This window comes from Streptococcus sp. HMSC034E03, from assembly GCF_001811505.1.
Taxonomy (GTDB): Bacteria; Bacillota; Bacilli; order Lactobacillales; family Streptococcaceae; genus Streptococcus.
Window position 1 is genome coordinate 1 of record NZ_KV804969.1, and the last position, 19,929, is coordinate 19,929.

At 38.7% G+C, this 19,929-nt stretch carries 17 protein-coding genes and 4 pseudogenes; 6 read left to right on the forward strand and 15 right to left on the reverse strand.

Going from position 1 to position 19,929, the window contains the following annotated elements; translation table 11 throughout:
- Positions 1-253, forward strand: a 253-nt coding sequence (locus tag HMPREF2805_RS02830) for an LPXTG cell wall anchor domain-containing protein (RefSeq protein WP_075231304.1), incomplete at its 5' end; no start/stop codon positions are given.
- Positions 254-534: 281 nt separating this feature from the next.
- Here the strand turns inward: HMPREF2805_RS02830 and HMPREF2805_RS02835 are convergent.
- The 7 genes and pseudogenes from HMPREF2805_RS02835 to nrdH all read right to left on the reverse strand — a co-directional run.
- A pseudogene (locus tag HMPREF2805_RS02835) lies at positions 535-720 on the reverse strand (IS66 family transposase); the annotation flags it as partial.
- A 172-nt stretch (positions 721-892) separates the two neighbouring features.
- Positions 893-1,033: pseudogene (tnpB, locus tag HMPREF2805_RS10535) on the reverse strand (IS66 family insertion sequence element accessory protein TnpB); the annotation flags it as partial.
- A 189-nt stretch (positions 1,034-1,222) separates the two neighbouring features.
- A pseudogene (locus tag HMPREF2805_RS10540) lies at positions 1,223-2,028 on the reverse strand (IS5 family transposase).
- A gap of 266 nt (positions 2,029-2,294) precedes the next feature.
- Positions 2,295-3,062: a DeoR/GlpR family DNA-binding transcription regulator gene (locus HMPREF2805_RS02850; protein ID WP_075231308.1), complete on the reverse strand. Its 768-nt coding sequence runs from the start codon at positions 3,060-3,062 to the stop codon at positions 2,295-2,297.
- 127 nt (positions 3,063-3,189) lie between these two features.
- On the reverse strand, positions 3,190-4,152 hold the full coding sequence (gene nrdF, locus HMPREF2805_RS02855) for a class 1b ribonucleoside-diphosphate reductase subunit beta (protein WP_075231309.1): 963 nt from the start codon (positions 4,150-4,152) through the stop codon (positions 3,190-3,192).
- 173 nt (positions 4,153-4,325) lie between these two features.
- On the reverse strand, positions 4,326-6,485 hold the full coding sequence (gene nrdE, locus HMPREF2805_RS02860) for a class 1b ribonucleoside-diphosphate reductase subunit alpha (protein WP_075231310.1): 2,160 nt from the start codon (positions 6,483-6,485) through the stop codon (positions 4,326-4,328).
- A 68-nt stretch (positions 6,486-6,553) separates the two neighbouring features.
- The gene (gene nrdH, locus HMPREF2805_RS02865; RefSeq protein WP_000259242.1) at positions 6,554-6,772 is read right to left on the reverse strand and encodes a glutaredoxin-like protein NrdH; all 219 of its coding nucleotides are present in this window, start codon (positions 6,770-6,772) and stop codon (positions 6,554-6,556) included.
- Between the two features lie 363 nt (positions 6,773-7,135).
- Here nrdH and HMPREF2805_RS02870 point away from each other — a divergent pair, with 363 nt between their 5' ends.
- From HMPREF2805_RS02870 to udk, 3 genes and pseudogenes are all read left to right on the forward strand, one after another.
- Positions 7,136-7,399, forward strand: coding sequence for a phosphocarrier protein HPr (locus tag HMPREF2805_RS02870; RefSeq protein ID WP_000146952.1), 264 nt, complete (start codon positions 7,136-7,138; stop codon positions 7,397-7,399).
- 4 nt (positions 7,400-7,403) lie between these two features.
- A pseudogene (ptsP, locus tag HMPREF2805_RS02875) lies at positions 7,404-9,136 on the forward strand (phosphoenolpyruvate--protein phosphotransferase).
- A 124-nt stretch (positions 9,137-9,260) separates the two neighbouring features.
- On the forward strand, positions 9,261-9,899 hold the full coding sequence (gene udk / locus HMPREF2805_RS02880; RefSeq protein WP_007555045.1) for a uridine kinase: 639 nt from the start codon (positions 9,261-9,263) through the stop codon (positions 9,897-9,899).
- Between the two features lie 200 nt (positions 9,900-10,099).
- Here the strand turns inward: udk and HMPREF2805_RS02885 are convergent, their stop codons facing one another.
- From HMPREF2805_RS02885 to HMPREF2805_RS02895, 3 genes are read right to left on the reverse strand one after another with little or no spacing between them, the layout of a single operon-like run.
- Complete coding sequence (locus HMPREF2805_RS02885) at positions 10,100-10,663, reverse strand: ECF transporter S component (RefSeq protein WP_075231311.1); 564 nt, start codon at positions 10,661-10,663, stop codon at positions 10,100-10,102.
- Positions 10,647-11,198 (reverse strand): phosphopantothenoylcysteine decarboxylase, encoded by a 552-nt coding sequence (gene coaC / locus HMPREF2805_RS02890; protein WP_075231312.1) that lies wholly within the window; start codon positions 11,196-11,198, stop codon positions 10,647-10,649. Before coaC ends, HMPREF2805_RS02885 begins: the two co-directional genes overlap by 17 nt.
- Before the next feature lie 11 nt (positions 11,199-11,209).
- Positions 11,210-11,899, reverse strand: a complete 690-nt coding sequence (locus HMPREF2805_RS02895; RefSeq protein WP_075231313.1) for a phosphopantothenate--cysteine ligase — start codon at positions 11,897-11,899, stop codon at positions 11,210-11,212.
- Positions 11,900-12,131: 232 nt separating this feature from the next.
- Between HMPREF2805_RS02895 and HMPREF2805_RS02900 the strand changes: the two genes are divergently transcribed.
- Positions 12,132-13,802, forward strand: coding sequence for a formate--tetrahydrofolate ligase (locus HMPREF2805_RS02900; protein ID WP_075231314.1), 1,671 nt, complete (start codon positions 12,132-12,134; stop codon positions 13,800-13,802).
- 93 nt (positions 13,803-13,895) lie between these two features.
- Here HMPREF2805_RS02900 and lysS read toward each other — a convergent pair whose 3' ends face one another.
- The 5 genes from lysS to HMPREF2805_RS02925 form a co-directional block, all read right to left on the reverse strand.
- Positions 13,896-15,386 (reverse strand): lysine--tRNA ligase, encoded by a 1,491-nt coding sequence (gene lysS, locus HMPREF2805_RS02905; RefSeq protein ID WP_075231315.1) that lies wholly within the window; start codon positions 15,384-15,386, stop codon positions 13,896-13,898.
- Positions 15,387-15,514: 128 nt separating this feature from the next.
- A complete protein-coding gene (locus HMPREF2805_RS02910) occupies positions 15,515-16,147 on the reverse strand; it encodes a histidine phosphatase family protein (RefSeq protein WP_075231316.1) in 633 nt (210 codons plus the stop codon).
- Between the two features lie 3 nt (positions 16,148-16,150).
- A complete protein-coding gene (locus HMPREF2805_RS02915) occupies positions 16,151-16,630 on the reverse strand; it encodes an aminoacyl-tRNA deacylase (protein ID WP_075231317.1) in 480 nt (159 codons plus the stop codon).
- On the reverse strand, positions 16,630-17,472 hold the full coding sequence (locus HMPREF2805_RS02920; RefSeq protein WP_075231318.1) for a DUF368 domain-containing protein: 843 nt from the start codon (positions 17,470-17,472) through the stop codon (positions 16,630-16,632). The genes HMPREF2805_RS02915 and HMPREF2805_RS02920 overlap by 1 nt, the downstream gene beginning before the upstream one ends.
- Before the next feature lie 112 nt (positions 17,473-17,584).
- Positions 17,585-18,385 carry a glycoside hydrolase family 25 protein gene (locus tag HMPREF2805_RS02925; protein ID WP_075231319.1) on the reverse strand — a complete coding sequence of 267 codons (801 nt, stop codon included), beginning with the start codon at positions 18,383-18,385 and terminating at the stop codon, positions 17,585-17,587.
- A gap of 156 nt (positions 18,386-18,541) precedes the next feature.
- Here HMPREF2805_RS02925 and glmU point away from each other — a divergent pair, with 156 nt between their 5' ends.
- On the forward strand, positions 18,542-19,921 hold the full coding sequence (gene glmU, locus HMPREF2805_RS02930) for a bifunctional UDP-N-acetylglucosamine diphosphorylase/glucosamine-1-phosphate N-acetyltransferase GlmU (protein ID WP_075231320.1): 1,380 nt from the start codon (positions 18,542-18,544) through the stop codon (positions 19,919-19,921).
- Positions 19,922-19,929: the final 8 nt, after the last annotated feature.

Here is a 19,929-nt window from a genome sequence, read left to right on the forward strand (position 1 = left end):
AACTGTAACCTTCCCAGACGGATCAACAGCAGTAATCCCAGCGGATAAGTCTGTTAAGAAATCAGATGGTTTAGTAGCAGTTAGTCCAGCTGCTAACCAAGATTCACCTGCTCAAGCACCAGCTAAGAAAGCAGGAGCGAAAGAATTGCCAAATACTGGTACAGAACAATCTAGCGCTTCACTTGCTTTAGCACTTCTTGCAGCAGCAACAGGCGGACTCCTCTTCGCTAAAAAACGTGAGGAAGAAGAGTAAACCAATACTCTAATAAAGAAAAGCTGAGAATCTTAATTCTATAAATTTTCTAGAAAAGAATATCAAAGAAAATAGTTCTCAGTACAAAAAAGCTAGAGATTCCCAATTGTGGAACTCTAGCTTTTTAATTATATGATTTTCGGTCCGTCTTGCTCCGTTCAATAGTAAGTAACGTAACCGCCCAATAACGAAGTATATTGAAAAATCTCCAGACTAGAGAACTCACTGATAGTTCCTAATCCGGAGATTTCTTATTTGCACTTTTCTTGTACAACTTTAGTCTATGGTAAATAAGCCTCTAAAACCTCTTTGTTTACGAGAGTTTCCTCGTTTGGAAGATATTCTAGAAGATAGGATAGATATTTCTCGCTATTTAATTGGTGACGTTTAGCTGTTTCCAACAACCTCATAATAATAGCTGTTGCTTTAGCTCCTTCAAAACTTTGAGAAAACAACCACCCTCGCTGTTTAAAACTGAGCTCAGGCTAAAAGAGTCCCCTGGACTCTTTTACTCCGTCCCATAACCAATGATTTAATGGCGCGTTCAGGTGTTAGAGCTTTAACATCCTTTTCTGTACTTGGCCAAGTCAGTTTTCAGTTCTCAAAGCGTTTATAAAGTAACCAAAATCCTTGACCATCCTAGTAAAGGGCTTTAAAGCGGTCTTTACGTCCACCACAAAAGAGAAAGACTTGACCTGAAAAGGGATTTAATTCCAATTGACTTTTAACTACATAGGCTAAGGAGTCTATTCCCTGCCTCATATCTGTCTTGCCACAAACAAGGTGAACTTGACCTAAATCGTTTGTTTAGTTGAATTATTATAGTACAATACCTTTCCTCCGATAACTATTTTTATCTAGTATACCGGAAGTTGGGGAAATAGGATAGATACCTTGTTATGACGCGCTTACCTTATACTATCCTAAAATCAAAAAACATCTTATAATAGTAGTAGACTTCCTGCGAAACTAAAATCCTAGTTCACGGTTGATAATGCCAGCAATCAAATTCATTCGTAATCCAAACCGTTTGCGTCGATTTCGATAGGTTGTTGAAAACATTTTAAACATTTTTACTTTGGCAAAAATATTTTCAACCTTGATTCTCTCTTTAGATAGCGCATGGTTATAGGCTTTATCTTCAAGAGTTAGTGGCTTCAGTTTACTTGATTTTCTCGGAGTTTGAGTTTGTGAATACATCTTCATGAGTCCTTGATAACCACTGTCAGCCAAGATTTTACCAGTTTGTTCGATATTTCTGCGACTCATTTTGAACAATTTCATATCGTGGCAATAGTTCACAGCGATATCCAATGAAACAATTCTCCCTTGGCTTGTGACAATCGCTTGAGCCTTCATAGCATGATATTTCTTTTTACCAGAATAATTAGCTAGTTGATTTTTTTAGGACGATTGATTTTTACCTATGTTGCATCCACAATCACCGTATCCTCAGCACTAAGATGAGTTTTTGAAATCGTAAAACCACTTTGAATAAGAGTTGCTTCAACCCATTGACTCCGACGGATTAAGTTGCTTTCGTGAATGCCAAAATCAGCCGCAATTTGTTCATAAGTACGGTATTCTCGCATGTATTGAAGAGTAGCCATGAGGAGATCTTCTAAGCTTAACTTAGAGGTTCGTCCACCTTTTGCGTGTTTACGTTGATAAGCTGTTTTTAACACAGCTAACATCTCTTCAAAAGTAGTGAGCTGAACACCAACAAGGCGTTTAAATCGTGCATCAGTTAATGGTTTACTTGATTCATAATTCATAGTTTTATTGTATCATATTTTGTTTTGCAGGAAGTCTATTAAGGGAAGTCCCCAATATCTTTGAATCATTAGAGTGCTTTTTTAAAACTAAATGACTATAAAATGGAATATAAAAAGACAGATTCGAGGAATCTATTAAATTAAAAATACAGAAATCATAGATTTGAAAAATAATTGAAATATTTTAGATTGCACGCTTAATATAAAATAAAAAACTAGCCACGGAATTAGTAGTAGCTACTAGATTCTATGACTAGTTGTAGAGTTTAAGGTTTTGACTTTATAATTTTAGTTTGTTTAGACAGCGATAGGAGTGTTTGGTCACTTAATTTTGAATCAGTGATAATGGTGTCGATATCTGAGATATTGTAAAATGTGAAGAAATCAAATTTATCAAATTTGCTATGGTCAGCTAGGAGATATTTTTTATTGGCGTTTTCTAGTGCTAATTTCTGTGCTTCACCTTCGTCTTCACTAAAAGTAGCGATAGCATGATTCTTGATACCATTACAACTAACGAAGGCTTTTGAAAATTGCAAACTAGCGATATCTTGAAGGGTTAAAGTACCTACAAATGCTCCAGTAATTGAACGATAATTACCACCGATTAGAATGAGATCAGTTAGCTTACGCTCGTTTAGAATGAGAAATACAGGCAAACTATTGGTAACAACACGAATGTTATCGATAGGAAGTTCACGCGCAAAGAATTCTAATGTGGTACCTGGACCAATGAAAATAGTTTCTCTTTCTTCAACTAAGTGACCTGCAAAGCGAGCAATTTCTTGTTTTTCTGCTGTTTGTAGTCCTTGTTTTTCAACGTTAGAACGCTCATTATTTAATAAGGAACCTGTTCGAAGTTTTTCAGCACCGCCATGAACTCGAACCAGCAAATCCTTATCTGCTAACTCTTGTAAATATCGTCTAGCTGTCATATCGGAAATATCAAGGCGACTCATAATCTCTTTAACAGTGATAGTTCCTTTTGTATTTACAATTTCTAAAATAGTATCTAATTTTTCTTGCTTCAGCATTGAACCACCCCCAAATCTAATATTATTTTATCATATTTTAAACAGCTAAGCAACTTAAAGAAAACAAAAATAAACAAAAAAAAACATCTAGTTTATAAATAAACTTAGATGTTTTTTAGGTTAGGTATTAATTTAGTCCATAGTTATAGTCATCATCCTGCATAGCTTCAACTTCACCAAGTAGATAACCATTACCAACTTGAGAGAAGAAGTCGTGGTTTGAAGTACCAGTTGAAATCCCGTTCATAACGATTGGGTTGACATCGTCCGCTGAGTCAGGGAAGAGAGGATCTTGCCCCAAATTCATAAGAGCCTTATTTGCATTGTAGCGAAGGAAGGTTTTAACCTCTTCTGTCCATCCGACTTCGTCATAGAGACTCTCTGTGTAGCCTTCTTCATTCTCATAAAGAGTATAGAGAAGGTCGTACATCCATTCTTTGAGTTTTTCTTGCTCTTCTTCAGGCAATTCATTGAAACCGAGTTGGAATTTATAACCAATGTAGGTTCCATGGACTGACTCATCACGAATAATCAACTTTATAATTTCTGCCACGTTGGCCAACTTGTTGTTTCCAAGATAGTAGAGTGGTGTAAAGAAACCAGAGTAGAAAAGGAAGGTTTCAAGGAAAACACTAGCTACTTTCTTCTCAAGAGGAGTTCCGTTTAGGTAGATTTCATTGATAATTTCAGCTTTTTTCTGAAGATATGGATTGGTGTTGGTCCATTCGAAAATCTCTTCTATTTCTGACTTAGTATTCAAGGTAGAAAAGATAGAAGAGTAAGACTTTGCATGAACAGATTCCATAAATTGGATATTGTTAAAAACAGCTTCCTCGTGAGGCGTACGAATATCAGCACGAAGGGCTTGAACACCAGTTTCTGATTGCATGGTATCAAGAAGGGTCAAACCTCCAAAAACTTTACCAACAAGGTCTTTTTCCTTGTTAGAAAGCTTTCTCCAGTCGTCTAGGTCATTTGACAAAGGGATACGCGTATCGAGCCAGAATTGCTCCGTCAGTTTTTCCCAGGTTGATTTGTCGATGACATCTTCGATGGCATTCCAGTTAATGGCTTTGTAGTAAGTTTTCATTTGAAATCTCTTTCTGTATGTAGTAATGCGATAACATAATCATTCTTATTTTATCATAATTCTATGCTATAATCGAACAAAAAGTCGGATGCCCGACTTTTATGTTCTTACATGATTTTATCAGCAAAATACGTTTAATGGATTGAGTGAATGTAATACTTTTGAGAGATGACTTAAATCACACAGCTCTCGCATTGGTTAGCACCGACTTCTCCACCATCATCGGTAAAGGTACGGACGTAGTAGATAGACTTGATACCTTTGTTGAAGGCATAGTTACGAAGGATAGACAAGTCACGTGTTGTTTGTTTGTTTTCTTTCTTCCATTCGTAAAGGCCTGTTGGAATATCACTACGCATGAAGAGTGTGAGTGAAAGTCCTTGGTCCACGTGCTCAGTCGCAGCAGCATAAACATCAATGACCTTACGCATATCCATGTCATAAGCAGAAGTGTAGTAAGGAATTGTTTCTGTTGACAAACCAGCAGCGGGATAGTAGATCTTACCAATTTTCTTCTCTTGGCGTTCTTCGATACGTTGCGTAATTGGGTGAATAGAAGCAGAAACATCGTTGATGTAGCTGATAGAACCATTTGGCGCTACAGCAAGGCGGTTTTGGTGGTAAAGCCCATCTGCTTTAACTTTATCACGAAGTTCAGCCCAGTCAACAGCAGTAGGGATAAAGATATCTTTGAAGAGTTCTTTAACATGTTCTGATTTCGGAAGAAATTCGTCAGTCAAATACTTATCAAAATAGCTTCCGTTAGCATAGTCTGATTTGTCAAAGTTGTGGAAGGTAACACCACGTTCACGTGCGATATTGTTTGACTCAACCAAGGTCCAGTAGTTCATAAGCATGAAGTAGATGCTTGTGAATTCAACAGACTCAGGTGATCCGTATTCGATCAATTGTTGAGCAAGATAGCTGTGAAGTCCCATAGCTCCAAGTCCAAATGTATGAGCTTGGCTGTTTCCGTGGTTGATAGTAGGAACAGCGACGATGTGTGAACTATCTGTAACGAAGGTCAAGGCACGTACCATTGCACGGATAGAGCGACCAAAGTCCGGTGAAGTCATCATGTTGACCACGTTTGTTGAACCAAGGTTACATGAGACATCAGTACCCATTTTTAGGAATTCCTGAGCATCATTGATAAGACTTGGTTCTTGGACTTGAAGAATCTCTGAACACAAGTTACTCATGATGATCTTACCATCGACAGGATTTGCACGGTTAGCTGTATCAATGTTGACCACATAAGGATAACCAGATTCTTGTTGCAATTTAGAGATTTCAGTTTCCAAATCACGCGCCTTGATTTTTGTCTTACGGATATTTGGATTTGCAACCAATTCATCGTATTTTTCTGTAATGTCGATGTAGTTAAATGGCACGCCGTATTCAAGCTCTACAGAGTAAGGGCTGAATAGGTACATTTCCTCATTCTTACGTGCTAATTCGTAGAATTTATCTGGTACCACAACACCAAGTGAAAGGGTCTTAACACGAACTTTTTCATCTGCGTTTTCTTTCTTAGTTGAAAGGAAGGCGATAATATCTGGGTGAAAGACATTGAGGTAAACAACACCGGCACCTTGACGTTGACCCAATTGGTTTGAGTAAGAGAAGCTATCTTCAAAAAGCTTCATAACAGGTACGACACCAGAAGCGGCACCCTCGTATCCTTTAATAGGAGCTCCAGCTTCACGAAGGTTGCTGAGGGAAATTCCCACGCCACCACCGATACGTGAAAGTTGAAGAGCTGAGTTGATAGAACGTCCGATAGAGTTCATATCATCGGTTACCTGGATCAAGAAGCAAGATACCAACTCACCACGACGCGCACGGCCTGCATTCAAGAAAGAAGGAGTAGCAGGTTGATAACGTTGGTGGATGATTTCATTGGCGATATCAATAGCAATCGCTTCATCACCATCAGCAAAGTAAAGGGCGTTAAAGAAGACGCGGTCTTCCATGCTTTCAAGATAGTATTCCCCATCATTAGTTTTCAAAGCATACTGATTATAGAATTTATAGGCAGCCATGAAAGACTTAAATTGGAAGTTTTGATCCTTGATAAATTGATGCAGTTCTTCCAAAAATTCTGGACAGTATTTCTTGATAAATGCTGTCTCAATGTAGTTATGCTCAATGAGGAAGTTGATTTTATCCGTAATTGAGTTGAAAACCATTGTATTTGGTACAACATTTTCTTTAAAGAAGGCTTCAAGAGCTTCCTTGTCTTTGTGAAGCATGATTTGTCCATTCACAGGACGGTTAATTTCGTTATTAAGACGGAAGTAAGTCACATCTTCAAGTTGTTTTAATCCCATAAAAAATCCTTTATCTAATTACAAAAGAAAGGCTTCTAAGATAGACATAGAAGCTTTTGTCTCGATTCTTAAGCAAGTTGTTTGAGTTTACCTGGTTGGAAACCAGAGAAAACCTCTGTTGGTGTCTGAATGATAGGAGCGGCACTAAAGCCAAGCTCTTTTACTTGATCAATGTATTCAGGCTGTTCATCAAGATTGATTTCTTTATATTCAACATTATTACTGTCTAAAAAACGTTTCGTCATTTTACATTGGACACAGTTGTTTTTAGAATATACGGTTACCATTTCTGTAACTCCTCTTTAAAAAATTATTACTTTCTTAGTATATCAGAAAAAAAAACTTTGTCAACTTTCTAAAACTAAATCTTGTGTACTTATTTTACTGATTTTACTAACAAACACAATATATAGTGTAGTATTGAAAAATAATTACAGAAAAAGCAATGATTTCATTATAGGTGTCTCGACAAAAACTACATACTGTGTTTTGCTAAATTTAATAGAAGATTTTCAGCAAGTTATCTGAAAGGAAATTGAAGAAAGTCCATAAAATACTTGAAAAATATCAATGAAGGTGATATAATACTAAATTGTAAGGGTTATCAGATATGTAACTCAACAAGAAAACTATTAAAGGAGAGTCAAACTATGGCTTCTAAAGATTTCCACGTAGTGGCAGAAACAGGTATTCACGCACGTCCAGCAACATTGTTGGTACAAACAGCTAGCAAATTTGCTTCAGATATCACTCTTGAGTACAAAGGTAAATCAGTTAACCTTAAATCTATCATGGGTGTAATGAGCCTTGGTGTTGGTCAAGGTGCTGACGTTACAATCACTGCTGAAGGTGCAGACGCTGATGACGCTATCGCTGCAATCTCAGAAACAATGGAAAAAGAAGGATTGGCATAAGGAAATGACAGAAATGCTTAAAGGAATCGCAGCATCTGACGGTGTTGCAGTTGCAAAAGCATATCTACTCGTTCAACCGGATTTATCATTCGAGACTGTTACAGTCGAAGATACAAATGCAGAAGAGGCTCGTTTGGATGTTGCTCTTGAAGCTTCTCAAAACGAGCTTTCTCTTATCCGCGAGAAGGCTGTAGGTACGCTTGGTGAAGAAGCGGCACAAGTATTTGACGCCCACTTGATGGTTCTTGCTGACCCTGAATTGATTGGTCAAATCAAAGAAACTATCCGTGCTAAGAAAGTGAATGCAGAAGCGGGTCTGAAAGAAGTTACAGACATGTTTATCACAATCTTTGAAGGCATGGAAGACAACCCATACATGCAAGAACGTGCAGCGGATATCCGCGACGTAACAAAACGTGTATTAGCTAACCTCCTTGGTAAAAAATTGCCAAACCCAGCTTCTATCAATGAAGAAGTGATCGTGATTGCTCACGACTTGACTCCATCTGATACAGCTCAATTGGACAAAACTTTGTTAAAGCTTTTGTAACAAACATTGGTGGTCGTACAAGTCACTCAGCTATCATGGCTCGTACACTTGAAATCGCTGCAGTTTTGGGTACAAACAATATCACTGAAATCGTTAAAGATGGTGACCTACTTGCCGTTAATGGTATTACAGGTGAAGTGATTATCAACCCGACTGAAGAACAAGCGGCTGAATTTAAAGCAGCTGGTGAAGCTTACGCTCAACAAAAAGCTGAATGGGCACTTTTGAAGGATGCTCAAACTGTTACTGCTGATGGTAAACACTTCGAATTGGCAGCAAACATTGGTACTCCAAAAGACGTTGAAGGTGTTAATGACAACGGTGCAGAAGCTGTCGGTCTTTACCGTACAGAGTTCTTGTACATGGATTCTCAAGACTTCCCAACTGAAGACGAGCAGTACGAAGCATACAAGACTGTTCTTGAAGGAATGAACGGTAAACCAGTTGTTGTCCGTACAATGGATATCGGTGGTGACAAGGAACTTCCTTACTTCGATATGCCACATGAAATGAACCCATTCCTTGGATTCCGTGCTCTTCGTATCTCTATCTCTGAAACAGGAGATGCAATGTTCCGCACTCAAATCCGTGCTCTTCTTCGTGCTTCTGTACACGGTCAATTGCGTATCATGTTCCCGATGGTTGCGCTTTTGAAAGAATTCCGTGCAGCTAAAGCAGTCTTCGATGAAGAAAAAGCTAACCTTCTTGCTGAAGGTGTTGCAGTTGCGGATGACATCCAAGTTGGTATCATGATCGAAATTCCTGCAGCAGCTATGCTTGCAGACCAATTTGCAAAAGAAGTTGACTTCTTCTCAATTGGTACAAACGACTTGATCCAATACACAATGGCGGCAGACCGTATGAACGAACAAGTTTCATACCTTTATCAACCATACAACCCATCAATCCTTCGTTTGATCAACAACGTTATCAAAGCAGCTCACGCTGAAGGTAAATGGGCTGGTATGTGTGGTGAAATGGCTGGTGACCAAACAGCTGTTCCACTTCTTGTCGGAATGGGCTTGGATGAGTTCTCTATGTCAGCAACATCTGTACTTCGTACACGTAGCTTGATGAAGAAACTCGACACTGCTAAAATGCAAGAATACGCTAACCGTGCTCTTACTGAATGTTCAACAATGGAAGAAGTTCTTGAACTTTCTAAAGAATACGTTAACTTCGATTAATCAACTACAAATCCTTGTAGCTTCTGGCTATGAGGATTTTTTCTTCTATTTTGTAGAAAACTCCATCTGTAAAATTTATCAAAAATATGGTAAAATAGACAAGGGAAAAAACAAGGAGGCTACAATGCAAAATAGACCAATCATTATCGGAGTAACAGGTGGATCTGGAGGAGGAAAGACAAGCGTATCTAAAGCAATCTTGTCGCATTTTCCAAATGAAAAAATCTCTATGATTGAGCATGATTCCTACTATAAAGATCAATCTCATCTAACCTTTGAAGAGCGTATTAAGACCAACTATGACCATCCTTTTGCTTTTGATACTGATTTGATGATTGAGCAAATCAAAGAATTGTTGGCAGGTCGTCCTGTAGACATTCCTACCTATGATTATGCTGCCCACACCAGAAGTTCTAAAACTTATCGTCAAGAACCTCAAGATGTTTTTATCGTAGAAGGAATCTTGGTTTTGGAGGACAAACGACTTCGTGATTTGATGGATATCAAGATTTTCGTAGATACAGATGATGATGTTCGTATTATTCGCCGTATTAAGCGTGATATGGAAGAGCGTGGTCGTAGTCTAGATAGTGTTATTGATCAATATCTTGGTGTGGTGAAACCCATGTATCATCAATTTATTGAACCAACAAAGCGTTATGCAGATATCGTTATTCCAGAAGGAGTGACCAATACAGTAGCTATTGATTTGCTAACAACAAAGATTGAAAAGATTTTAGAAGAAGCACGTCTTGCCCAATAATAAGCAGATAAAAAGGCTGTGGGAAAGTAATGATTTTATCAAGATTGAACCTTTTTCTTATATCCGTGAATCTTTACAATCATGCTTTTAGATAGAGAAAAATATTGTTTCAAAGGATTTTTTGAGTCTTTAAGATCAACTAGATGCTAGAGCATAGTTTCGGTGCAAATAAAAGTCGAGGTCGGGATTTTCCCGACCTCTTATTTTTTGATTTTTTCAAGTCTCGGAACAATAACTAAGGTGAGTATTGCTGAGATAATCAGTTCTGCGATAGAGTTTGTTGAGATAACAGTAGCTAATAGTTTCTGGATATTTCCATCAAAAACATTTCCAAAAAGGAAGAAGATACCGCCTAGTACAAATACAGTATTAGTAAGTGAACCGAGAGCTCCCGCAAAGATAAGCCCTACCTTGTTTTTGAGGAGTTTATAGACAAAGTATGGTGTCAAACCGATTAAGATACGAGGAATAATAGCAATAGCAAGTGAAGCTAGATTCCCATTTGGTACAAAAGGAGAGAAGAGGTAGCTAGTTGGGAGAATCGTGATTGTATTGACTGTCAAGCTAATCATTCCCATCAAGAAACCTAAGATAGCCCCAATCCGTGGTCCGTAGATGATACTAGCAATGATGACTGGGATATGGACTATGGTCGGTTTAATTGGAAAGGGCAAGACATTAAAGACAATAGAGCTCAGCAGATGAATGACGATCATGCTGGCAAAAAAGATAGCAATTGGAGCAATATTAGAGCGTTTGTTCATGAAGTTTTTCCTTTATCTGTTGTAAAATAGTATCAAGATCAGCAAGAGCACCACGTCCTACATCGCCACAGGCCAGTAGGGACTCTTTTGGAGCAATAATTGTATAACCATAAGTTTCTAAAGTTTTTAGGTTTGTTTGAGTTGCTGGATGGTCATACATTTTGGTATTCATAGCAGGTGCTACTAGTTTTGGAATATAGTGTGGCAAGGCAAGAGCAGTAGCAGTAACCATATTGTCGGCAAAACCGTGCGCGACTTTCGCAATCGTATTAGCGGTCGCAGGGGCAAGGATAAACAAGTCTGTTTTTTTGCCAAGCTCGATATGATTGACTTTATCAGGATAAGGTTCCTGCATAAGATCGAGATGTACGGTATTTTGAGATAAGACTTGAAGGGTTAAAGGTTGAATAAAGGCAGTCGCAGCCTGGGTCATGAGTACAGTAACAGAATGCCCTTGTTTATTCAAGCCACTTACCAAATCAGCAGCCTTGTAAGAGGCGATAGAGCCTGTCACAGCGAGTGTAATACGAGCCATAATTTTCCTTTCTAACGATCAAGTTCTTGAATTCTCTTGGTTAACAAGTCAGCAATTTCTTGCTTGCTAGTAGAAAGCTGATAATCTTTTTCTTCTACTAGATAAGCCAGGTGCTGATTTTCATTAATCTGAGTGAGGTCATTAGCGACAATCAAGTCAGCTTGATTCTTTTCAAGACTTTCTCTAGCGATTTGAATCAGATGCTCCTTGGTAACATCGACAAGCAGTTTAAAGCCGATGAGATGAATATTGGGGTTCCATTCTTTGACAAGAGCAATAATTTTTGGATTTTTCTTGAGAAATAGGACTTGCACCTCAGCCTTAGAGGAGATCTTTGTTTCCATATTTTTCTTATGCAAAAACTCACTTAAATCTTGGCTTGCTTGGACTTGGTCAAGACCAGTCATGTAAACAGGACTATAGTCAGAGACTGCCATGGAATGAATCAAAACTTGATAATCAGGAACAATCCGTTTCATCTTTCGAAGTAAATCGGAAGTGTTTTTGATTTCAATGATGGATAAATTTGAGTGTGGTGCTGGTTTTAGTGCTTGTTGCGTAGTAATCAGACAAACCTGATGCCCAGCCTTCAGTAAAGTCTCAGTTATAACTTTACCAAGTCTACCAGTAGAGTGGTTGGTAATGGAGCGAACTCTATCAATGGCTTCGCTTGTACCACCAGATGTAACTAAAATTTTCATAGAACTATTGTACAAAAAAATGAGCAGTAAGTAAAATGAAAGCGATAAAATATTATGTGAAATCCTAACTTTAAACTATAGTTAAAACTTATAAAGGCATATAAAATTTTAAATAGTAGCCAATAAATCCTTTGAGGGCGCTATATTTACGAACGTTATAAAGCTTTATGTCTGTTAAAAATCTTGTTTTGTGTTATAATGAATTAACACATTTGAGGTAGAGGAGTTTGTTATGAAAACAGATATTGAAATTGCACAGAGTATTGATCTAAAACCAATCGTTGAGGTCGTTGATCAATTTGGGATTTCTGCAGACGATTTGGAGTTGTATGGAAAGTACAAGGCTAAACTTAGCTTTGATAAAATTCGTGAAGTTGAGGCAAATCCAGTCGGTAAATTGATCCTGGTTACAGCTATCAATCCAACACCTGCTGGTGAAGGAAAGTCAACCATTACCATCGGACTTGCTGATGCTTTGAATAAGATTGGCAAGAAAACCATGATTGCTATTCGCGAACCTTCTCTTGGTCCTGTAATGGGGATTAAAGGTGGTGCAGCTGGTGGTGGTTATGCTCAAGTACTACCAATGGAAGATATCAACCTTCACTTTACTGGTGATATGCATGCTATCACAACTGCCAACAATGCTCTTTCTGCCTTGATTGACAATCACTTGCACCAAGGAAATGAGCTAGGAATTGACCAACGTCGTATTCTTTGGAAACGTGTTGTTGACTTAAACGACCGTGCTCTTCGTCATGTAACTGTTGGACTCGGTGGTCCTCTTAATGGAATTCCTCGCGAAGATGGATTTGATATCACTGTTGCTTCAGAAATCATGGCTATCCTTTGTTTGGCAACTGATATTGAAGATTTGAAACGTCGTTTAGCCAATATCGTCATCGGCTACCGTTATGACCGCACACCAGTTTCAGTTGGTGATTTACAGGTTGAGGGTGCCTTGGCATTGATTTTGAAAGATGCTATTAAACCCAACTTGGTTCAAACAATCTATGGTACACCTGCATTCGTACACGGTGGCCCATTTGCTAATATCGCCCATGGCTGCAACTCAGTTTTGGCAACAAAAACTGCTCTACGTTTAGCAGATTACACAGTGACAGAAGCTGGCTTTGGTGCAGACCTTGGTGCAGAGAAGTTCCTGGATATCAAGACTCCAAACCTACCAACAGCTCCAAGCGCAGTAGTCATTGTCGCAACACTTCGTGCTCTTAAGATGAACGGTGGAGTAGCTAAGGATGCTCTAACAGAAGAAAACGTAGAAGCAGTTCGTGCAGGTTTTGCTAACTTGAAACGCCACGTTGAAAATATTCGTAAATTCGGTATTCCAGCGGTTGTTGCTATCAATGAATTTGTTTCTGATACAGAAGCTGAAATTGCAGCTTTGAAAGAACTATGTGCTTCAATTGATGTTCCAGTTGAATTAGCTAGCGTATGGGCTGATGGAGCTGAAGGTGGAGTAGCGCTTGCTGAAACGGTTGTCAATACTATCGCTGAAAATCCGGCAAACTACACACGTCTCTATGACAACGACCTTTCTGTTCAAGAAAAGATTGAAAAGATTGTCACTGAAATCTATCGCGGAAGCAAAGTAAACTTTGAGAAGAAAGCTAAAACCCAAATTGCACAAATCGTTCAAAATGGTTGGGATAAACTACCAATCTGTATGGCTAAGACTCAGTACAGTTTCTCAGATAATCCAAACGCACTTGGAGCACCTGAAAACTTTGAAATTACTATTCGTGAATTGGTACCAAAACTTGGTGCAGGCTTCATCGTTGCCTTAACTGGTGATGTCATGACCATGCCAGGACTTCCAAAACGACCAGCAGCTCTCAACATGGATGTTGAAAGTGATGGAACTGTTCTTGGATTATTCTAATTGAATAACAAAAAGACAAGCTCAAAATCGAGTTTGTCTTTTTGTTATTATTAATCAAAAAATCTCCTAGAAAGTAACTAGGAGATTTGTATTCTATTTCATTGTTGGGAAGAGTAATACATCACGGATAGTAGTTGTATCAGTGAGGAGCATGCAGAGACGGTCGATACCGATTCCCAAACCACCTGTTGGTGGCATACCGTATTCAAGAGCTTCGATGTAGTCGTAGTCGATGCCTGTCGCTTCATCGTCACCAAGTTCTTTGGCTTTAGCTTGGGCTTCGAAACGGCTAAGCTGATCGATTGGGTCGTTGAGCTCAGTAAAGGCATTACCGTACTCCTTAGTCATGATGAAGAGCTCGAAACGATCAGTAAAGCGTTCGTCTTCAGGATTTTTCTTAGCGAGTGGAGATACAGCTACTGGATGTCCATAGACAAAGGTTGGTTGGATCAAGGTTTCTTCAACAAACTCTTCAAAGAAGGCATTGATAATGTGACCAACTTCAGTGTAGTGTTTTTCAACTGGAACTTTCTTCTCAGCAGCGATTGCCTTAGCTTCTTCCAAGGTCATGTCTTGCCAGAAATCAACACCTGTAATTTCTTTGATAGCATCAACCATGTGTACACGTTTAAATGGTTCATTGATCTTGATCTCAGTTCCTTGATAGTTGACTGGACCATCACCTTTAACTGATTTAGCAGCGTGTTGGATAATGCCTTCAGTTAAGTCCATAATGTCTTGGAAGTCTGCATAAGCTTGGTAAACTTCGATAGAAGTGAACTCAGGGTTGTGGGTAGCATCCATTCCTTCGTTACGGAAGATGCGGCCAATCTCATAAACACGTTCCATACCACCGACGATAAGACGTTTCAAGTGAAGTTCAGTGGCGATACGAAGCACCATGTCAATGTTTTGAGCGTTGTGGTGAGTGATGAATGGACGAGCAGCAGCACCACCAGCTTCGTTATGAAGAACAGGTGTTTCCACTTCAAGAAAGCCTTTTTGGTCAAGGTAACGACGGATTTCAGAGATAATTTTTGAACGAGTAACAAAGCGTTCAAAGCTTTCACGATTAGAAATCAAGTCAAGGTAACGTTTGCGGTAGATGGTTTCAACGTCAGTCAAACCGTGGAATTTCTCTGGAAGCGGACGAAGGGCTTTGGACAAGTGAGTAATATGTGTAGCCTTGATAGAGAGTTCTCCCATATCTGTACGCATAACTTCACCTTCGACACCAAGGAAGTCTCCTAAGTCAGCCTTTTTAAAGATTTCGTAGTTTTCTTCACCGACAGCATCTTTACGAACATAGATTTGGATTTGACCTTCGCGGTCTTGAAGGTGAGCAAATCCAACCTTACCCTTACCACGTTTGGTAACAAGACGACCTGCAATAGTAGCAGTTTCGTTCAATTCATGTAGTTGTTCCTTATCGAGGTCAGCATATTTATCTTTTAATTCTTGTGAGTTAGCAGTGCGTTCAAATCGTTTACCGAATGGATCGATTCCTTGTTCGCGGAGCGCAGCCATTTTTTCACGGCGAACGATCTGCTGGTCATTTAGTTCTTCCATATGTTCTGTTGACATGGTTTCCTCCTAGTTTTTACTCAATTCTTGATACGATGAGTCTTTTTTGCGATACTCCCATTTTATCATAAAAGTCAAATAAATTCACGGATATTCTACAAAATCTAAAAAGAACTTAACAGCGATTGTTAAGTTCTTTTTAGATTTTGATAAGAAGTGTCGTTCCATTGCAAAAGGTTGAAGTTTTTAAAGTCTTCTGTTTCGACAATAGTAACACTAGCATTTGCTAGACCGCCATTTTTTCTAAGTAGTGGAGTATCATAGCCTAGAAGAGTTCGAATACTGGCTGTGAGATTGGCCCCGTGACCAACAATCATAACATGTTCAAAAGGTTTGGACTCTAATGATTTGATAAATTGAATGGTTCGTTGAGTTGTTTGATAGACAGACTCTGCTCCAAACATAGTCGAATCGAATTTTGCTAGATTGGTACGAAAAGCTTTTAATTGCTCGGGATAGATGGCTTCCAAGGTCGCAAATTTTGCACCTTCAAGTTTTCCAAGTTGCCATTCTCTTAGTGAGGGGATTTCTTCTAATGGACAGCTGTCTTTCAGTTGACTTTGGATAATTTGAGCAGAAGTTTTAGCCCGAGGAAGATCACTAGAATAAATCACATCAAATGGAGTTTCCTGGAGATACCGACCTAGTTTTTTTAAGATTTCAATAGATTCATCTAAGAGTGGAGAATCCCCACTTGCCCCTTGAAAACGTCCTTCAAGATTCCAAAGAGTTTTACCGTGGCGAACAAAGTATAGTTTCATTGATTATTGTCCTTCTATAATATCTGCAAATTCTGCTTTAACAAAGCTTGCAAGGTCTTGGGGGTTGATAATAATACTATGCCCAACTTCACCTGCCGAAACGATCATTTCTTCAAGCTCAAGTGCACTTTGATCGATAAAGATAGGGTAGTTATGTTTTTGACGAATTCCAACTGGATTATTGGCGCCATGGATATAGCCTGTTGTCTTTTCGAGGTCTTTTTGTGGAATCATGCTGACTTTCTTATTACCAGAAATCTTTGCAAGCTTCTTTTCAGAAAGGTGTTCAGTGATAGGAAGGATACCGATAAGGGGACCAGTCTTATCTCCCAGAAGGGCTAAAGTCTTGAAAATCTGGCTTTTATCGTAACCTTGAGGTAACTCACCTTCCAAAGCATTAATTTGAATTCCTTTATGATTAATCCTTGCCTTGGTTAAAATTTGTTGGACCAAGGTTTTTTTGACTTTTACTTTTTTAGCCATTATTTGTATTTATCCTCCAATTGACTCATCCAAATACCTAACCAAATACCTAGAGCGAAGAAAAAGGCAATGATGACATAAGACACAAGAGATAATCCACTATAGCTGATGCTTTCAGCATTACCAGCATTTGGAATGAGGATTAAGATTGTACTTGAAAGAACAATTCCGATGATAAAGTGGTAAACACGAGATTGATAGACACGGAGAGCGTAGTCCATAAATTTTGAAAAAATGACAAGAGTAGCAAGTGCTCCAATTCCTATTGGAAGGAAGGTTCCGAATAAATCAAAAGTCTTAAATCCAGTTAGCATTGGACTATAAAGACCAAGGATTAAAAGTAGATTAGAAGGGCTGAGTCCTGGCACTAAAATTCCAAGTGCCAGTAAGCATCCAGCAAGAGTAAAGTTAAGGAAACTAGCTGACAACGATCCGACGACAAAATTTAAGGCGTAGAGGGCAATACCTGAAAGGATAAAAGTTGCCCAAAACCAAATGAGATCAATCTTATCTCTCTCGGAATCACGGGTAGATTCTTTGACAAGACTTGGAATGGTACCGATGATGGCACCAGCAAAACTCCATAACACATATACTTGATAATTTTCGAGAAGGTACTCAATAGGATATGAGAAAAGGCCGATACCTAGGAGCATTCCAATACCGACAGGTAGGAAAAAGAGTAGATCTTCTTTTAAATTCTTAAAAGGATGGGCAAGGAAACGAATCATTCTCTCATAAATTCCCAAGATAGCGGCAAGAACACCACCAGAAATACCTGGTAGAATAAAACCTAGGGCGATTACAATTCCCTTTATAATTTTTGATAGCCATGATAACATAGAAGTCCTCCAAAATTCAGTGTATATTATAAAGATAAAACAGTGGTTTAATATTGAAAAATAAAGAAAAGCAAGCAGAAAGCAATGTCTGACTTGCTTATGGTGATAGTAATTAAGGATTTAAAAACAATTTTCTAAAGGTTTCTTCCTTGTTTTTTGTGGAAGAAATAAGGTTCAAATCCAGATGATTTTCAAAGCCTCCAAGGCTTCCATGAGAAGTATATTGGTGAAGATCATAGTTAAGATCTGTATTGGGAGCACTCTCGTAGTAACCCGAGTTGGTTCCATAGGACGGTATCCAGATTGCTGAGAAATTCTCCGTACTGATACTATGCTCCTCCATAAAGTAGACACCAACATAGATGCCAATATTTTTAGCTCCCAATGAAGCTAATTTAGCACGAAAGGCCTCAACACCCTTGTTCATGTCAGACATAGTCTTGTCTTCAACATCCAACCAATAGTAGCTAGGATTATAGGGAGAAGCAGCATTATAGAATACTTCAGCAGCTTTTTCCATTTCTTCGACATTCTTACCAGCTACATAGGCATAAACAGCGACTGGAATATTCCGTTTTTGAAATTCTGTGATGTGTTCTTTATAAGCCTTATCAACCCCATTTTTAAATGAAGCATCGTTTTCAACAGAAGCTTGAGCTCCACTATGAACCCGAACGATTGCACCTGAAATATTTTGAGCTAAGGTGTCATAATTGATCTCTGATGGTCTTTGCCAGCCAGAAACATCAATAATCGGCTTGTTGATATTATGTAAAGCTTGAGTTTCTACTTGAACTGGATTTTGCTTTGTTTTGACTGGATGGTCTTCGAACTTGGGTCTATTGATGATTAAAATACCCACAAGAGTAGCTAATACAGTAAAAATAAAAACAGGATTTATTTTCTTTCTCATACTTTTATAGTGTATCGTAAATGGTGAAAAAAATCAAAAAAAAATACTCAAAATCATCTAGAGAATGCGATGTTTTATAGCACTTGCCCTCTTTTGTGTTTGAAAGAGCAAAAATATGATATAATGAAAAGGAATTTCTATAGAAAAGAGAAAAATATGGCAAATTATGCAGTTATTTTAGCAGCGGGTAAAGGTACTCGTATGAAGTCAGATCTACCAAAAGTCATGCACAAGGTTGCAGGAATTTCTATGCTTGAGCATGTTTTTCGTAGTGTAGGGGCCATCAATCCTGAAAAAACAGTAACGGTTGTAGGACATAAGGCAGAACTTGTGGAGCAAGTTTTAGCTGGTCAAACTGATTTTGTAAGACAGTCAGAGCAATTAGGAACTGGTCATGCGGTTATGATGGCTGAGCCAATTCTTGAAGGTCTTTCTGGACAAACATTGGTCATTGCTGGAGATACACCACTCATTACTGGTGAAAGTCTAAAGAACTTGATTGATTTCCACGTTAATCACAAGAACGTAGCTACAATCCTAACTGCAGAAGCTGAAGATCCATTTGGTTATGGGCGTATTGTTCGTAACGAGAATGCTGAAGTGCTTCGCATCGTGGAGCAGAAGGACGCTACAGATTTTGAAAAACAAATCAAGGAAATCAATACAGGAACCTATGTCTTTGATAACGCTCGTCTCTTTGAAGCTCTTAAGAATATCAATACCAACAACGCTCAAGGTGAATACTATATCACAGATGTGATTGGTATTTTCCGTGAAGCAGGAGAAAAAGTTGGAGCTTATACTCTGAAAGACTTTGACGAAAGTCTTGGAGTAAATGACCGTGTTGCCCTTGCCACAGCCGAAGGTATCATGAGTCGTCGCATTAACCAAGCCCACATGGTTAATGGAGTTAGTTTTGTGAATCCTGAAGCTACTTACATTGACATTGATGTTGAAATTGCTCCAGAAGTTCAAATCGAAGCAAATGTAACCCTCAAAGGTTCTAGTAAGATTGGTGCAGAAACTGTTTTGACCAACGGAACTTATATCGTTGATAGTAGTATCGGAGCAGGAGCAGTGATTACCAATTCAATGATTGAAGAAAGCACGGTTGCTGATGGTGTTACAGTTGGACCATATGCTCATATCCGTCCAGGATCAAGGCTTGCAAAAGATGTGCACATTGGGAACTTTGTTGAAGTCAAAGGTTCTAGCATAGGGGAAAATACCAAAGCAGGACATCTAACCTATATCGGTAACTGTGAGGTTGGTAGTGATGTCAACTTCGGTGCAGGAACGATCACTGTAAATTACGATGGGCAGAACAAATACAAGACAGTGATTGGAAACAATGTCTTTGTCGGTTCTAATTCAACCATTATTGCACCAGTAGAACTTGGAGATAACTCTCTTGTTGGAGCAGGTTCAACCATTACTAAAGATGTCCCAGCTGATGCCATTGCTATTGGACGAGGTCGTCAAGTCAATAAGGATGAATATGCAACTCGCCTCCCTCATCATCCTAACAATAAATAGGAGCTAAC

Excerpts from the sequence above, each read along its gene's own strand:
- HMPREF2805_RS02850 (WP_075231308.1), bottom strand. The coding sequence starts at position 3,062 with ATGCTGAAGCAAGAAAAATTAGATACTATTTTAGAAATTGTAAATACA.
- nrdF (WP_075231309.1), bottom strand. The coding sequence starts at position 4,152 with ATGAAAACTTACTACAAAGCCATTAACTGGAATGCCATCGAAGATGTC.
- nrdE (WP_075231310.1), bottom strand. The coding sequence starts at position 6,485 with ATGGGATTAAAACAACTTGAAGATGTGACTTACTTCCGTCTTAATAAC.
- nrdH (WP_000259242.1), bottom strand. The coding sequence starts at position 6,772 with ATGGTAACCGTATATTCTAAAAACAACTGTGTCCAATGTAAAATGACG.
- HMPREF2805_RS02870 (WP_000146952.1), top strand. The coding sequence starts at position 7,136 with ATGGCTTCTAAAGATTTCCACGTAGTGGCAGAAACAGGTATTCACGCA.
- udk (WP_007555045.1), top strand. The coding sequence starts at position 9,261 with ATGCAAAATAGACCAATCATTATCGGAGTAACAGGTGGATCTGGAGGA.
- HMPREF2805_RS02885 (WP_075231311.1), bottom strand. The coding sequence starts at position 10,663 with ATGAACAAACGCTCTAATATTGCTCCAATTGCTATCTTTTTTGCCAGC.
- coaC (WP_075231312.1), bottom strand. The coding sequence starts at position 11,198 with ATGGCTCGTATTACACTCGCTGTGACAGGCTCTATCGCCTCTTACAAG.
- HMPREF2805_RS02895 (WP_075231313.1), bottom strand. The coding sequence starts at position 11,899 with ATGAAAATTTTAGTTACATCTGGTGGTACAAGCGAAGCCATTGATAGA.
- HMPREF2805_RS02900 (WP_075231314.1), top strand. The coding sequence starts at position 12,132 with ATGAAAACAGATATTGAAATTGCACAGAGTATTGATCTAAAACCAATC.
- lysS (WP_075231315.1), bottom strand. The coding sequence starts at position 15,386 with ATGTCAACAGAACATATGGAAGAACTAAATGACCAGCAGATCGTTCGC.
- HMPREF2805_RS02910 (WP_075231316.1), bottom strand. The coding sequence starts at position 16,147 with ATGAAACTATACTTTGTTCGCCACGGTAAAACTCTTTGGAATCTTGAA.
- HMPREF2805_RS02915 (WP_075231317.1), bottom strand. The coding sequence starts at position 16,630 with ATGGCTAAAAAAGTAAAAGTCAAAAAAACCTTGGTCCAACAAATTTTA.
- HMPREF2805_RS02920 (WP_075231318.1), bottom strand. The coding sequence starts at position 17,472 with ATGTTATCATGGCTATCAAAAATTATAAAGGGAATTGTAATCGCCCTA.
- HMPREF2805_RS02925 (WP_075231319.1), bottom strand. The coding sequence starts at position 18,385 with ATGAGAAAGAAAATAAATCCTGTTTTTATTTTTACTGTATTAGCTACT.
- glmU (WP_075231320.1), top strand. The coding sequence starts at position 18,542 with ATGGCAAATTATGCAGTTATTTTAGCAGCGGGTAAAGGTACTCGTATG.